Source organism: Trichocoleus sp. FACHB-90, assembly GCF_014695505.1.
Taxonomy (GTDB): domain Bacteria; phylum Cyanobacteriota; class Cyanobacteriia; order Cyanobacteriales; family FACHB-T130; genus Funiculus; species Funiculus sociatus.
The window spans coordinates 62,224-76,178 of record NZ_JACJOK010000026.1 but is presented as its reverse complement, the minus strand read 5'-3'; the positions used below and the strand labels follow the sequence as shown (position 1 = coordinate 76,178).

13 protein-coding genes and 1 tRNA gene are annotated in these 13,955 nt (G+C 46.2%); 4 read left to right on the top strand and 10 right to left on the bottom strand.

Annotated features, from left to right (window positions below):
- Nucleotides 1-64 precede the first annotated feature (64 nt).
- Nucleotides 65-346 carry a DUF5340 domain-containing protein gene (locus H6F74_RS07885; RefSeq protein WP_190438733.1) on the bottom strand — a complete coding sequence of 94 codons (282 nt, stop codon included), beginning with the start codon at nucleotides 344-346 and terminating at the stop codon, nucleotides 65-67.
- Here H6F74_RS07885 and H6F74_RS30440 point away from each other — a divergent pair.
- Nucleotides 345-479, top strand: a complete 135-nt coding sequence (locus tag H6F74_RS30440; protein ID WP_277875776.1) for a hypothetical protein — start codon at nucleotides 345-347, stop codon at nucleotides 477-479. The genes H6F74_RS07885 and H6F74_RS30440 overlap by 2 nt on opposite strands.
- A 260-nt stretch (nucleotides 480-739) precedes the next feature.
- Here the strand turns inward: H6F74_RS30440 and trpC are convergent, their stop codons facing one another.
- Nucleotides 740-1,624, bottom strand: coding sequence for an indole-3-glycerol phosphate synthase TrpC (gene trpC, locus H6F74_RS07880; RefSeq protein ID WP_190438731.1), 885 nt, complete (start codon nucleotides 1,622-1,624; stop codon nucleotides 740-742).
- 117 nt (nucleotides 1,625-1,741) lie between these two features.
- Nucleotides 1,742-3,175: a dihydrolipoyl dehydrogenase gene (lpdA, locus tag H6F74_RS07875; protein ID WP_190438728.1), complete on the bottom strand. Its 1,434-nt coding sequence runs from the start codon at nucleotides 3,173-3,175 to the stop codon at nucleotides 1,742-1,744.
- Nucleotides 3,176-3,397: 222 nt separating this feature from the next.
- Between lpdA and H6F74_RS07870 the strand changes: the two genes are divergently transcribed.
- Nucleotides 3,398-3,622 (top strand): hypothetical protein, encoded by a 225-nt coding sequence (locus H6F74_RS07870; RefSeq protein ID WP_190438725.1) that lies wholly within the window; start codon nucleotides 3,398-3,400, stop codon nucleotides 3,620-3,622.
- Nucleotides 3,623-3,690: 68 nt separating this feature from the next.
- Here H6F74_RS07870 and H6F74_RS07865 read toward each other — a convergent pair whose 3' ends face one another.
- Together H6F74_RS07865 and H6F74_RS07860 are read right to left on the bottom strand one after the other, a co-directional pair.
- Complete coding sequence (locus tag H6F74_RS07865) at nucleotides 3,691-4,476, bottom strand: RNA methyltransferase (protein WP_190438722.1); 786 nt, start codon at nucleotides 4,474-4,476, stop codon at nucleotides 3,691-3,693.
- Nucleotides 4,477-4,577: 101 nt separating this feature from the next.
- Nucleotides 4,578-4,661: transfer RNA gene (locus H6F74_RS07860), tRNA-Leu, on the bottom strand.
- Nucleotides 4,662-4,872: 211 nt separating this feature from the next.
- On the opposite strand from H6F74_RS07860, the gene murA reads away from it, so the two are divergent.
- The gene (murA, locus tag H6F74_RS07855) at nucleotides 4,873-6,243 is read left to right on the top strand and encodes a UDP-N-acetylglucosamine 1-carboxyvinyltransferase (protein WP_199300972.1); all 1,371 of its coding nucleotides are present in this window, start codon (nucleotides 4,873-4,875) and stop codon (nucleotides 6,241-6,243) included.
- A gap of 83 nt (nucleotides 6,244-6,326) precedes the next feature.
- Here the strand turns inward: murA and H6F74_RS07850 are convergent, their stop codons facing one another.
- The 5 genes from H6F74_RS07850 to H6F74_RS07830 all read right to left on the bottom strand — a co-directional run bounded on the left by H6F74_RS07850 (nucleotide 6,327) and on the right by H6F74_RS07830 (nucleotide 11,059).
- On the bottom strand, nucleotides 6,327-7,229 hold the full coding sequence (locus tag H6F74_RS07850) for a TIGR01777 family oxidoreductase (protein ID WP_190438719.1): 903 nt from the start codon (nucleotides 7,227-7,229) through the stop codon (nucleotides 6,327-6,329).
- Entirely contained in the window at nucleotides 7,226-7,615 is a 390-nt protein-coding gene (psb28, locus tag H6F74_RS07845) for a photosystem II reaction center protein Psb28 (protein ID WP_190438716.1), read from the bottom strand. The genes H6F74_RS07850 and psb28 overlap by 4 nt, the downstream gene beginning before the upstream one ends.
- 141 nt (nucleotides 7,616-7,756) lie before the next feature.
- Entirely contained in the window at nucleotides 7,757-8,323 is a 567-nt protein-coding gene (locus H6F74_RS07840) for a Uma2 family endonuclease (RefSeq protein WP_190438713.1), read from the bottom strand.
- Between the two features lie 52 nt (nucleotides 8,324-8,375).
- The gene (locus H6F74_RS07835; protein ID WP_190438710.1) at nucleotides 8,376-9,701 is read right to left on the bottom strand and encodes a (Fe-S)-binding protein; all 1,326 of its coding nucleotides are present in this window, start codon (nucleotides 9,699-9,701) and stop codon (nucleotides 8,376-8,378) included.
- A gap of 65 nt (nucleotides 9,702-9,766) precedes the next feature.
- Nucleotides 9,767-11,059 carry an FAD-binding oxidoreductase gene (locus tag H6F74_RS07830; protein WP_190438707.1) on the bottom strand — a complete coding sequence of 431 codons (1,293 nt, stop codon included), beginning with the start codon at nucleotides 11,057-11,059 and terminating at the stop codon, nucleotides 9,767-9,769.
- 200 nt (nucleotides 11,060-11,259) lie between these two features.
- On the opposite strand from H6F74_RS07830, the gene H6F74_RS07825 reads away from it, so the two are divergent.
- Complete coding sequence (locus H6F74_RS07825; RefSeq protein WP_199300971.1) at nucleotides 11,260-13,923, top strand: EAL domain-containing protein; 2,664 nt, start codon at nucleotides 11,260-11,262, stop codon at nucleotides 13,921-13,923.
- Nucleotides 13,924-13,955 lie beyond the last annotated feature (32 nt).

Here is a 13,955-nt window from a genome sequence, read left to right as displayed (position 1 = left end):
TTTCGTGGTTACAAGTTATGAGTTACATCTCTCAGTGTATTCAAAACTCATAACTTTTAACTTTCTAACCCTTCGGTTCCCGTTGTCCGGTAACGACGTCAGGCGGCGGTGTATCCTCAAAAGCGATATTATTCACAGACCAACGGTAATCAATTGGTAAATTTGCTCTGGCGCAGGTTTGCTCAATTTGCTTTTGTTGAGCCATCGCTTTGCGTAGGGTACTTATAAGCTGGTGAACTTGCTCCCGCACTGCTGGTTGTTGTCTTGCAGCAAAGGAGGTTTGGCGTTCTAACAGTTGCAGTAGTAGTTCGTAGTGAATGTGAGACGGAAGGGGAATTGGCTCCATGAAACCTGATTTACCTCAAGGGGACAAATATCTAATTAAGGATAAAGGCGCAAGGATGGGGGCTGAAGGAAGAAATTTTATAGCTCAAATCCGTCTTATTGCCCATATTATTTTTCAGGTTGTTGATGGTTGATTGTTCATTAGACTTCTTGCATTCATCGCCTTGAAAATAAATTTCTGGTTTAAAAGTTCAACCCGTTGTAACTGGTTGAAACATTTACTAAGGATCGCGGTGATGATTTTAGCTATGATGCCCTGTTCAGTTTGGGGCTGAATCAATGCAACAAGTCTATTGATGAACTATGAACCATGAACTATTTAATTATGGGCAATTAGCCAGATTTAATTTATTCATATTTCCTCTTTCATCCTTCTTCCTGATTCAAAAGCGTGTCAATTGGAAAACAGCTTGGCGATACCCGCAGCTGGGTCAGGCTGTTTTACCAAAGATTCACCAATTAGCACTGCATCTGCACCAGCAGCCTGAACCGTGCTAAGGTCAGATGGGGTGTGCAGCCCGGACTCACTAACGACAAGAATGCCGCGCTGTTGCAACTCGCTGCTTCGCGCTGCCAGAATCTGACAGGTTGTTTGCAGATCCACAGAAAAATCTTCCAAGTTGCGATTATTTATACCAACTAGGGTAACGTCTTTCAGGGATAATACGCGGTCTAGTTCTGCTAGAGTATGCACTTCAATTAGGGGTGTCATCCTCAAAGCGTTGATAATTTTGACAAAGTATTGCAGGTCTTTGTCGTTAAGAATTGCCGCAATTAGCAGGACGGCATCAGCTCCGTGTCGTCGGGCGAGATAGATTTGATAAGGATATATTACAAAATCCTTACACAATACGGGCAAGTCTACGGCAGCGCGAACAGCAGTCAAGTTTTCAAAGCTACCAGAGAAGAATTTTTTATCAGTGAGTACCGATAAACAACTCGCTTGTCCCTGCTGGTATGCAGTAGCGATCGCTACCGCATCGAAATCTTCCCGAATGATTCCCTTACTGGGACTGGCTTTTTTTACTTCCGCAATTAAGGCAGGTTTTGTCTTACCTTGTCGTAATGCCCCAACAAAGTCACGCACTGCTGGTGCTGTCTGTACTTGACGCTGCAACTCGTTCAAGGGGAGACGTTCTCGCATCCGGTCAACTTCCGTCTCTTTATTCCAGACAATTTCCTCCAAAATGTGACTTGGTTCATTACCAGGTACGACAACTCGATAACCGAAATTGCTGATGGAAACGGATGGGTTTGGTGGACGACGGCGAATTTGCATAGATATAGTTTGGCACAATTCGATTTTGGATTTTGCGGAGGTCGGAGTTTCTCCGCCTCCGATGATTTTAGATTTTGGATTGAAAACAAAATCCAAAATCTAAAATCCTTGCATTGGCTAGTGACTTCCTACAGCCCGTTTATAGGCTTCATCCAGCACTTCCGAGAGGGTGGGGTGAGCGTGGACATAGTAGGCTAGGGTGTTGACAGTGTTACGAGAAGCGATCGCATTTGCGGCTTCGTGGATCAAATCTGCTGCGTGCATTCCGATAATATGAACGCCCAGCACTTCCCCGGTGTCTTTGCGGTAGACGACCTTTGCCATGCCGTCCGCTTCACCTTCAGCGATCGCTTTCGAGTTACCTTTGAAGTAACTCTTCGCTACCCCTACTTCAAATCCCTGTTCTGTGCCCACATCCTTTGCTGCTGTTTCTGTGTAGCCGACAAAGCTGATTTCTGGGTGGGTAAATGCTGCGGCTGGGATACTGTGATAGTCTACCAATCGATGGCGATCGCAGATATTTTCTACTGCCACGACACCTTGAGCAGACGCAGCATGAGCCAGCATCATCTTACCAGTGGCATCTCCAATCGCCCACAGGTGGGGTACTACTTCGCCGCCTGACAAAACTGCCATCCGGTCATCGACGGTGATAAAGCCCTTTCTATCTGTCTCTACGCCCACCGATTCTAATCCCAGGTCTTTAGTATCTGGAATGCGTCCGGTAGCAACCAGACAAGCATCTACTTCCAGTACGTCCACCACTTCTTTAGTTTTAGCATCGGCTAGCTCAATAACTACTGGCGTTCCAGGGGTGACACTCTTTGCCAAAATGCCGACTTTGGTTTCGATGTCGCGGGGCTTAATCAGTATCCTTTCAGCTATAGTTGCAATGTCGCGGTCAAAACCAGGCATCAGCTGGTCTAAAGCTTCAATCATCGTCACTTCACAGCCTAACGCTGTGTAAATATCCGAAAACTCCAGACCGATGTAACCGCTGCCTACAATTGCGATCCAGGGTGGTAGGGATTCCAATTTTACGCCTTCGTCGCTGGTAAAGACGGTTTTGTGGTCAATTTCAATCCCTGGAGGAACCCAAGGAATTGATCCACTGGAAATGATAATGTCTTTTCCGGTGACAGTTTTTTCGCCCGATTCTGTGGTAACAGATACTTTTTGCTGTCCAGCTACTTTACCCCTACCGCGGATAATATCTACACCCAATCGTTGTAGGCTATTTGTCAAATCACCGCGAATCTTGGAAACAAGGTTGTTGGCGTGGGACGCGATCGCTTCTTTGTTAAACTCAACGCCAGATACTTGAATACCCAGCGATTTCAGGTGATGGGCGTTATGTAACTCCCGTACCCGACCAGATGCCGCAAGCAGTGCTTTTGAAGGAATGCAGCCCCGGTTAACACAAGTACCGCCCATATCTGCTGCTTCGACAATAGCGGTTTTCAGTCCGCAGCTGACGGCGTGTAATGCAGCACCATGTCCGCCTACACCCGCCCCAATAATCACTAAATCGTAATCAAATCCCTCAGTCACGTTACTCTCCCAGTGCGCGATGCCCTACTTATTTTGAACTTGACCAACAGTGAGCGCAAGTCCCAAACGATCTGTTATTAGTCAGTAATTTGACGGGGGACATCTTTAAAGTCTCTGTTGTATTGTAGAAGCTAACATAATCGCGATTGTCGAGTTTTGGCGATCGTCTCATAACTATCAGAGTGCGCTGCTAGGATGAGCAGTGTTTTAGGAATCAGACGCATGAATTACAGTCACCAAGAGAACGAACGCGATACCGATGATTCTTTCAGCAAGTCCCTCGACGAATTGCAGGAATTGTTGCTATCTCAGGAAATTCAGAGAGATAGTTCAAAGTTGCAGGCCGTTAAGGGGAATAATCATCAACCATATCCGATTGCCGTAGATGATTTAGAGGATGCCGTTGCTGACATTGAGCAATATTTCCAAGAAATCGGGAATTTATAATCAGACTTTGGGCATTTTCCTCTCAAAGTCTGATTTTGTAGGCGACGCTTCTTACCTAACACCAATAGCTAATCGCTAAAACTTTTCTGACGCTGCGCTTCGTATAACATCAAGGCAGCTGCTACAGCTACGTTCAAAGACTCTACCCCCGGACTCAGGGGAATTTTCACCTGCACATCCGCCATTACACTTAAATTATCTGACAACCCCGCGCCTTCATTGCCCATCAAAATCAGCGTCGGACGGCGCAAGTCAACTTCCCAATAAGTTAAAGTTGCTGTGGGAACAGTGGCTACTACCTGCATCCCTTGTTTCCGACACTGGGAAATGTCAGCTATTAAATCGGAACTGACGCTCATCGGTAGCCGAAACCACTGTCCGGCTGAGGCTCGCAGCACCTTCGGATTATCTAAATCTACACTATCTGCACTCACACAAAGCCAATCTATACCAGATGCGGCGGCGGTGCGAATCATTGTCCCCAAGTTGCCGGGATCTTGTATTGTTTCCAATACCAGCCCCAAACCAGTGACGGATAGACTTTGCGCCTGATTGGATCGCGGTGCTGTAGCAACGACACCATCTGGTTGAATTGTGGTAGCAAGAGCCTTCAGGACTTCCGGACTCACCAATTCGGTGCGCGGGGAACGTTCGCAAATGCTGTTCCACAGTTGCGGGTGACGCTCCTGCCATTCCAGCGTACAGCAAACTGTCACCAGAGGATAATCAACTGCGATCGCTTCCTCCAGCAAGTGCGTCCCTTCCAACAAAAACATCTGCTGCTCTCGCCGCTCTTTAGCAGTATGCAACTTGCGGATTTGCTTTACCAGAGGATTCTGGAGACTGGTCAACATTCGATTTTGGATTTTTAGATTTTGGATTGGGGATGACTTGCTTAGTACAAAAAAATTTGGGATTACTAGCCTAGTAATCCCACAAAAATCCAAAATTGAGATGCGGAACCCGGGACTTGAACCCGGACATCCTTGCGGACTCTAGAACCTGAATCTAGCGCGTCTGCCAATTCCGCCAGTTCCGCGTAGCCTTGACTACATTTCCAAATTATCATATTGCCGCAAGTTTTGGCATTAGTCAACTAATTTGTTTGCTCCGGAAATTGGAACCAGGACAAGGTAAAATGCTTAACTCGGCTGAAAATGATATCTGGAGTGCCAATAATGTAGACATTTAAAATCTTTACTGTAGAATCAAAACCAAATTTAAAAAAATGCAACACTATTTCCGGAAATTTGGAGGATAGACCTATTAACCCCTCTCTCAACCTGACCAATCCCTACTCTCTGCCTGAAGAAGACAAATCCGTCCTACAGATTTGGGGCAAAAACTCTCTCAAAGGACACGCCAAAATTAGCGGTGCCAAGAACTCAGCCCTGGCGATCATGGCGGGAGCATTGCTTTGTCCGGAAGATTTTCGCCTGCGTAATGTTCCCTCGCTTGTCGATGTGGAACGAATGGGTCAAATTTTGTCGTCCTTGGGTGTAAAGCTAGAACGAAATGGCGACATTCTCGACATCAACGCCAGCCACATCGGAGAATCAAAAGCGCCCTATGAGTTGGTTTCGCAACTGCGAGCAAGCTTCTTTCTCATAGGCCCGATGCTGGCGCGTCTAGGAGTGGCAAGGGTGCCTTTACCAGGCGGTTGCGCTATTGGTGCCAGACCAGTTGATCTCCACGTCCGGGGTTTGCGGGACATGGGGGCAGATGTGCAAATTGAGCATGGAATTGTCCATGCTTATGTCAATGGAAGCAGCCGAAAGTTAAAAGGGGCAAAAATTTATTTAGATTATCCCAGCGTCGGTGCTACAGAGACGCTGATGATGGCAGCGACCTTGGCGGAAGGCGAAACAATTATAGAAAACGCCGCACAAGAGCCTGAAGTCTCGGATCTGGCTAATTTCTGCAATTCAATGGGCGCGAGAATTCGCGGTGCAGGCACCAACACAATTGTAATTTCCGGTGTTCCCAAATTGCATTCTACCGACTACAACATTATTCCCGACCGGATTGAGGCGGGGACGTTGCTAGTAGCAGGGGCAATTACGCACTCAGAAATCAGTATCTCGCCTGTGGTTCCAGATCATTTGACGGCAGCGATCGCAAAGCTGCGAGAAATTGGCGCTAAGGTGATTGAAGATGCACCGGACTGTCTGCGGATTATCGGCGGACACAAATACGTAGGTACTGATATCGAAACCTTGCCTTATCCCGGTTTCCCGACAGATATGCAGGCGCAGTTTATGGCGTTGCTGACCCTTGCCGATGGCGATAGCGCCATCAGTGAAACCGTGTTTGAAAATCGTTTGCGTCACGTTGCCGAATTAAATCGCATGGGTGCAGATATTCGCGTCAAAGGCAACCATGCGCTGGTGCGGGGTGTGCCGATGCTATCGGGCGCGCCAGTATTGGCAACAGATTTACGCGCTTCGGCGGCACTGGTGCTGGCGGCGCTAGCGGCAGAAGGAAAAACGACGATTCAAGGATTGCAGCATCTAGACCGAGGCTATGAAAAGCTGGAGGAGAAACTGCGGCAATTGGGAGCTAAATTACAGCGGGTACAGGATGAGGATACTTTGCCAGTTGAAACTGTAAAGGTTGGCTAATGGCTAATGGCTAATGGCTAATAGGGACTAGGAAAAATACTGCCCCAGTACCCAGTAACACAATTAGCAATTAGCGATTAGCATTAGTCCAAGAATTCCTCCAACGCCTGTTTGAGGGTGGGATATTGATAGTCAAAGCCTTGGGTAATGGTGCGTTTTGGTAGAACTTGTTGTCCTTCCAAAACGACTTGGGCCCCATCTCCCAAAAGAACTTCTAAAGCAAAGGCGGGAACTGGCAACCAAGAGGGACGATTTAAAACTTCCCCCAAAGTTTGCGATACTTCGTTCATGCGAACTGGGTTCGGGGCTGTGGCATTGAGAACACCTTCAACTTCTTTTTGTTTTAGCGCGAATAAAATTAGGTCAACTAGATCGTCTCGGTGTATCCAAGAGAACCACTGCTTCCCTGTGCCGATGGGGCCGCCAGCAAACATTTTAAAGGGAGGAATCATTTTACCAATTGCTCCTCCCATAGCCAGAACTATCCCAATTCGCACAATCACCAGCCGCGTCCCCGTGTCTTTTACTTTTTGGGCTTCTGCTTCCCATTCTTGACAAACTTGTGCCAAAAAATCATTACCTGAAGGACTGCCTTCTTCAAAGGTGGCGGTTTCGCTGGTGCCATAGTAACCAATTGCGGAAGCACTCACCAAAACTGATGGTTTCGGGTTGGCTTTAGAAATGGCTTCTACAATTTTTTGAGTGCCAATTTTGCGACTATTGATAATTTCCTGCTTGTGTTCTGGTGTCCAGCGCTTTTCGGCGATGGGTTCCCCCGCCAAATTCACCACCGCATCGCATCCAGAAATCGACTGTTGCCAAGCTCCCGATTCTTTGAGATTATAGGCAACAACCTCTACATTTGGAGCGGGTTTCACAGAAGCGGGGTTGCGAGTTAAAATTAGCACCTGATGACCTTCCGCTAGTAGTCGCTCTACCAAACGAGAGCCGACAAATCCGGTTCCTCCTGCGATCGCTACTTTCATGATGCACCTGCTGTTTTTTGGGTTTCGCTGTAAGCCATGTCATTCGCTTGGGCATAGCGATTCATAAACCGCATAAATCTTTCCCAGTGGTCGTCTCGCGGGATTTCAAATTCGCAGTCCAGCCGCTCGAAATCATCCCCTTCTGGCCCTGAGAAAATAAATTTAACCGAGGAAGGCTCGACACTAATCACACCTTCTTCATCACTTAACCGCAGCGAATTAGAAAATCTTTTTCTAAAGCTGTTGAATCTTTCTATGGATTTCAACTCTTTAAACGTCATCAATACGGTACGAACTCCGGAACTCTTGTTCCGGCGTAAGCTGACATTACTGATTTCTTCAGGAATACCTTCAAAAAATTGAATTAATGGTGTATCGGAAGTCATGAAAAAATTAAACGAAATTCCTAAGCATTGTACCGCAGGCATCACGAGAGCGAAAGGCTCTCCTGGTGTCCTACGGTTTACTTCCGGTATTCGCCATTCACCTTTATTTCTACTTGCTCAATCTTTTGTCTTTCCTGTTTATCATCCCAACTTTAACCATCCAAACAAATCCCCAACCGTTAGCCGTAGTTCTGCTACCAAGTCTGGAACGGGTAGCACATCACCTGTTTCTTGCAATAATCCTGGTTGCTGTCCGCGTGGGTATACTAGCACGGAGCGTTCATCTGGATCGAGTAGCCAGCCTAATTTGCTACCGTGTTGAAGGCAGTGCAAGATATTTCCGGTTACTTTGGTTTGCCTTTGTTCGGGAGAGAGAATTTCAATCGTCCAGTCGGGAGCAGCCTCAAATACATTAGCAACATCACCATTTTCATCAAGAGGTATCCTTTCCCAAGCAAACACTACCACATCTGGCACGATTGACCGTCCGCCAAAAGTACACCGCAATTCTGGAAAGGCTAGAGCAATTTTCTTAGCTTCAACTACTTCGTTAATAGCAGTGACTAGCCTTCCCTGTAACTTGCTATGCTTACCTTGTGGCATCGGCTTTTGGATAATTTGACCATTTATGTATTCACTAGCAGGCTTAGTTTCTGGTAGTTTCAGAAACTCCTCCAAAGCCAGTGTTTTTGTAGGTGCTTGTACCATTAGCGATCGCCTGCTTCTTCTACCATCAACTTAGCGCTAAACAAAAATTACTCTACTTTTGCAGCTTTACCCCGCGAATTGAGTAATCTAGTAACTCCACCGGGTGCAAAATGGAAATGTCTTTACCTTGATCCGGTAAATGCTTAGTAATTTGCAAAGTACAACCGGGATTAGAAGAAGCAATTAATTTAGCACCAGTATTGAGCAAATTTTCTACTTTTTGCTTACCTAATTCTTCAGCAACTTCTGGCTGAAGCATATTGTAAACACCCGCACTACCACAGCACAAAGCAGCATCAATTGGTTCTCGAAGTTGTACGCCTGGGATTTGTCGCAAAAGTTGGCGGGGTTGCAAACTAATCTTTTGCCCGTGCAATAAATGACAGGCATCTTGATAAACTAAGGTTAGGGGTTTATCAGAAAGCGGTGAAAGTTTTGCTGTCACGCCTGCTTCATAAAGAAACTCTTGTGCATCTTTAACTTTAGAGGCAAAATTTGCAGCTTTTTCTTTATATTCTGGGTTATCTTGTAGGATGTGTCCGTACTCTTTTAAAGTATGACCACAACCAGCAGCATTGATGATGATGTAGTCTACATTTGTGTCGGCAAAACTATCAATCATAGACTTAGCGATCGCTTTCGCTTGTTCTTCCTGTCCTTGGTGATGTGGTAGCGCCGCACAACATCCCTGGCTCTTGGGAATCACCACCTCACAACCATTCGCAGTTAAGACGCGCACCGTCGCTTCATTCACCTTGGAGAAGAAAAGACGCTGAACGCAACCTAAAATTATACCTACCCGATAGCGTTTCTCTCCTTCAGCCGGAATAAGTTCTGGTAAAGTATCTTGAAATGCTTTTAAAGAAAGTTCTGGCAGATTAGATTCCATCGCCGCCAAATGAGGAGATATCCGCTTAAGTAAGCCAGTGGAACGCACAATTTTTTGCAAACCCAACTTCTGATAAACCATCAGAGGAGCAAGCATTACTCGCAGCCGATTAGGGTAAGGAAATAGGGAAAAAATGAGTTGCCTATATAACTTTTCTGGCAAACTGCGCGGATAATTTCGTTCAATTTGAGGACGAGTAGCAGATAACAATTTGTCATACTGAACGCCAGAAGGACAAGTTGTTACACAAGCAAGACAACCCAAGCAAGAATCAAAATGCTGCACAGTAGCAGTATTAAGAGGAATTTTCCCCTCATTAATCGCATCCATCAAATAGATACGACCTCTTGGCGAATCAGTTTCCTTACCAATTACCCGATAACTCGGACAAGTAGAAAGACAAAAACCGCAATGAACGCAACTATCAATTAACTTCGGATCTGGTGGATGTTTAGCATCAAAACTAGACTCTTCAGATAAACTTTGCATCTTCTCTCTATTCTCTCTCTTCTTTCTTCTCTTAACTCAGCGTCTTCTGCGCCTCAGCGGTTCGTTTAAATTCCTCCTACAAACCGGCCTGGACTCAAAATATTTTCTGGATCAAACTGTGTTTTAATTTTCCGCATTAAATCAAGAGCATTACCCGTATAACCCCAGACATCTATTTCTTGCTTCAAAGCGATAGGTGCTTCCAGAATAGTCAAAAAACCGCCTTGGGAAGATAGACGCGATCGCATCTCCAAAATTGGCTTAACATCTGTACTATCAAACCGCACCATCCCTAACCCACTACCAGCGTGAATCAAACACAATAAAGACGGCATTTCAGCGAGGATTGCCGCTGACGATGAGGGTACTACTCCTATTTTGCAAGTAACAGCAGCATCTTGGGAGGATATCCACATTTGTTCTTGTAACAACCATAGTTTAGATTCATCGGCATCAGAATATATTGTCCCCTGTAAACCCAGATGTTGCCCTACTTCCAGAAGTCTAGCCGACTGTTCCTTAACACTCGCCGCCACACTTTGGAAGCGAACAATTAAACCCATACCCTCACCTAAATTTGCCTTTGCCACTAGAGTCGGCGATAGCAAATCAACCGCAGTGGGAGTCAAAGCAGAAGCCAGCAAAGTTTTAGTTGCCGCCGCAATTCCTTCGGCTGTGCCAATAAGCAGCACAGTTCCAGACACCTCTAGCAACGGATAAACTCGAAATGTCACTTGAGAGATAATTCCTAGCGTTCCAAAAGAGCCAGTAAATAACTTCATCAAGTCATAACCAGCAACATTTTTTACCACCCGCCCCCCGGCTTTAGCAATTTGACCATCGCTTCGGACAAAAGAAAGCCCCAAAAGCATATCCCGAACCCCCCCATAACGTTGTCGCCAAGACCCAGCCGAAGCCGTGGCGACAATGCCACCAATAGTAGCGGTTTCAGGATAAGCTGGATCTAGGGGGAGAAATTGACCTTGTTGCGCTAAAATTTTTTGCAATTCGGCAAACTTCATGCCTGCCTCGACTGTGACGGTTAAATCGCCGACGGCATGATCTATCAAACGGTTGAGGCGTTCGGTACTGACAACTAAATTAACCCCATCTACTAATCCACCCCAACCAATTTTGCTACCACTGCCGCAGGGCAGGACGCGCGATCGCTGCTGGTGGGCAAAAGTCATAACTAAGGCGAGTTCTTCCAGGGTATCGGGATAGACTAGGCAATCAACGGTGGTTGCGGGTGTAACGGCTTGGGATATTTCTGATTTCCGGGCGACTTTTGCATCTTCCCACGGAATAATGGTTGAGCTGCTGAGGATGCTTTTCAATTTTTGGGCTACGCTATTCATGGCTTATAAAGACAGCTAGGCTAAAACACATTTATTTAGAGTGGAGCTAAATACGAGCATTGCACGAGCTTTACACATAAGTAACACTTAATCCTTTGTAATATTAATAATAAATTTGTCTTTTATTTCTTAAGATAGAGTCCAAGGTTTCATACTTGTAGTAGGGGTAAATGACACTCTCCAGGGGTAGGTTTAACTGAATGGTTCGACGAAAAAAGACACAAGCCATACAGCAAAAAGTACGGACAATGCCAGCTGGCTCCTACGATCGGGAAAGTTTGCTGAATCGGATTACTACCCGAATTCGCCAGTCTTTGGAATTGCAAGAGATTTTGACGACAACGGCGCGAGAAATCCGTACTTTTTTGGGCATGGATCGGGTGAAAATTTACCGATTTGCTCTGGATGGGAGTGGCGAAGTCATTGCCGAGTCGATCCGGGAACATCGCCTGCCTTCCCTACTGGGGCTGTGGTTTCCAGCCGAGGACATTCCTCCCCAAGCCCGCAAAATGTTTGTCAAAGCTCGTCAGCGAGTGATTATAGATGTAACCACTGGACACAAGACTCAAGAGCAGTTAGATTGCCCCTCAACTGGTAAAACTTTTGCCAGCGAAGACATCCGCTATTCCCCAGTCGATCCTTGCCATATCGAATATCTGATGGCGATGGGGGTGAAATCTTCTCTAACAATTCCGATTTTGCATCAAAACAGCTTGTGGGGGCTGTTGGCGTGCCACAACGCGATACAGCGACGATTTAGCGAACAAGAGTTGCAAGTTGTGCAGCTGTTGGTGGATCAGATGTCGATTGCGATCGCTCAATCCCATCTTCTCCACACAGCCAGACAACAGGCTCACCATGAAGCAGCGATCAACCACATTAGCAGTCTGCTCCACTCCCCACTTAAACTGACAGAAATCCGGCAGGCCGTTCTAGAAGAAACCGTCGAAGCCTTACAGGGTAATGGTGGCAGACTGTTTATTACCGCAGATACCACAGGAAGACCTGCTCAAATTTATACCTATGGCGATCAGCCCAGTTTGCCCTGGCTAGAAGAAACTTCCTTGTGGCAAAGTATCCTCAATGGGGAAAAAGGTGTCGCTAGTCAATCTTATAGAGAAAACAATCAAGATATCCAGCCTCACAATCTTCACAATTCCGAAGGCAGAAGTATAAATTCATCCTTCATCCTTCATCCTTCATCCTCCCCTTACACCATTAAGGATCTCTACCGAGAACCGCAACTAAAGTCTTTAGCCTCTAGTTTCGGACTAACTACCATTCGGTCTATTCTCATCGTGCCTCTGAGGTATCATCAGCAGTGCGTCGGGTGCCTCACCATCTTCCGCAATGAGATCAGTACCGAAACCTTATGGGCGGGAAAACAGAATCTCGACGACCGCAACCTGCGCCCCCGCCTATCTTTTGAAGCATGGCGAGAAATCAAGCAAGCACAAGCCAAAGAATGGAGTCCCGAAGAACTCAAACTAGCTCAAGCTATCGGAACTCACCTCTACATGGCTGTGATGCAAAGGCGCGTGGAGGATACAATCCGGCATCAAGCATCTCACGACCTCCTGACGGGGTTGCCGAATCGGTTGCTATTTAATGACAGACTTTCTTTAGCGCTGGCAAACGCCCATTTAAGCCGCGATGAAATGCTGGCGGTGGTGTTTCTCGACCTGGATGGCTTCAAGCGGATCAACGATACTCTGGGTCATGCCGTAGGCGACCAGCTACTGCAAGCTGCGGCGCGACGCTTAAAGGACTGTCTGCGGGACACTGACATTGTTGCTCGTTGGGGTGGAGATGAATTCACTATTATGCTTTCCCCCGTCACCTGTGCCGATGATGCCACTAAAATTGCCCAGCGAATTTTAGGCGGACTAAATGTTCCTTTTCGTTTTGAGGAACAGGAACTTTACATTAAAGCAAGTTTGGGAATCGCTCTGGCTCCTTACGATGGAGAAGATGCAGAAACCCTCTTGAAAAACGCCGATGCTGCTATGTATAGAGCCAAGCAGCAAGGTCGAAATAACTATCAGCTATATACGCCAGCACTGGGGGCAAGAGCGCTAGAGCGATTGGTGTTAGAAAACAGACTTTACAAAGCGTTGGAACGCGAGGAATTTCTGTTGCACTACCAGCCGCAAGTGAATTTAATCACGGGTCAGATTGTGGGGATGGAAGCGCTGATTCGTTGGAACTCTAGCGATTTGGGATTTATTTCGCCTTATCAATTTATTCCACTGGCAGAAGAAACTGGCCTTATTTGCCCAATTGGGGAATGGGTTTTGCGGACAGCTTGCGCTCAAAATCACCTCTGGCAGTCTCAAGGATTGCCGCAATTCCGCATTGCAGTAAATCTTTCAGCGCGTCAGTTTCAGCAAAATAACCTGCTAAAAATTATCGATCAGATTCTCGCTGAAACGGGTCTAGAACCTTATTTTTTGGAGCTGGAAATTACTGAAAGTATTGCTATGCAGGATGTGGATTTGACCATTTCTGTGTTGCGAAAGTTGCAAAACATAGGAATCCAAATTTCAATGGATGATTTTGGAACTGGTTATTCTTCGCTCAGTTATCTGAAACATTTTCCTCTAGATACGCTGAAAATCGACCGCTCTTTTATTCGTGACTTGATGAGGAATCCCCATGATGCGGCTATTGTCAAGGCAATCATGGCGCTGGGTCATGGACTGAATTTAAAAGTGATTGCTGAGGGAGTGGAAACACCAGAACAATTGGAGTTTTTGCGCTCGGTTGAGTGTGATGGTTTGCAAGGTTATTTATTTAGTCCGCCTGTAGCCGCCCAAGCAGCAACGGAAATTATTAAAAATGGAAAATTAAATATGAAAAACTAGATGTCATAGCACACAAAAGATTCACAACTTGG

What these genes read in the sequence shown, in the direction of transcription:
- H6F74_RS07870 (WP_190438725.1), top strand. Translation starts at nt 3,398, where the DNA reads ATGAATTACAGTCACCAAGAGAACGAACGCGATACCGATGATTCTTTC.
- H6F74_RS30440 (WP_277875776.1), top strand. Translation starts at nt 345, where the DNA reads ATGAAACCTGATTTACCTCAAGGGGACAAATATCTAATTAAGGATAAA.
- H6F74_RS07885 (WP_190438733.1), bottom strand. Translation starts at nt 346, where the DNA reads ATGGAGCCAATTCCCCTTCCGTCTCACATTCACTACGAACTACTACTG.
- H6F74_RS07825 (WP_199300971.1), top strand. Translation starts at nt 11,260, where the DNA reads ATGGTTCGACGAAAAAAGACACAAGCCATACAGCAAAAAGTACGGACA.
- psb28 (WP_190438716.1), bottom strand. Translation starts at nt 7,615, where the DNA reads ATGACTTCCGATACACCATTAATTCAATTTTTTGAAGGTATTCCTGAA.
- H6F74_RS07835 (WP_190438710.1), bottom strand. Translation starts at nt 9,701, where the DNA reads ATGCAAAGTTTATCTGAAGAGTCTAGTTTTGATGCTAAACATCCACCA.
- H6F74_RS07850 (WP_190438719.1), bottom strand. Translation starts at nt 7,229, where the DNA reads ATGAAAGTAGCGATCGCAGGAGGAACCGGATTTGTCGGCTCTCGTTTG.
- H6F74_RS07865 (WP_190438722.1), bottom strand. Translation starts at nt 4,476, where the DNA reads ATGTTGACCAGTCTCCAGAATCCTCTGGTAAAGCAAATCCGCAAGTTG.
- H6F74_RS07840 (WP_190438713.1), bottom strand. Translation starts at nt 8,323, where the DNA reads ATGGTACAAGCACCTACAAAAACACTGGCTTTGGAGGAGTTTCTGAAA.
- trpC (WP_190438731.1), bottom strand. Translation starts at nt 1,624, where the DNA reads ATGCAAATTCGCCGTCGTCCACCAAACCCATCCGTTTCCATCAGCAAT.
- H6F74_RS07830 (WP_190438707.1), bottom strand. Translation starts at nt 11,059, where the DNA reads ATGAATAGCGTAGCCCAAAAATTGAAAAGCATCCTCAGCAGCTCAACC.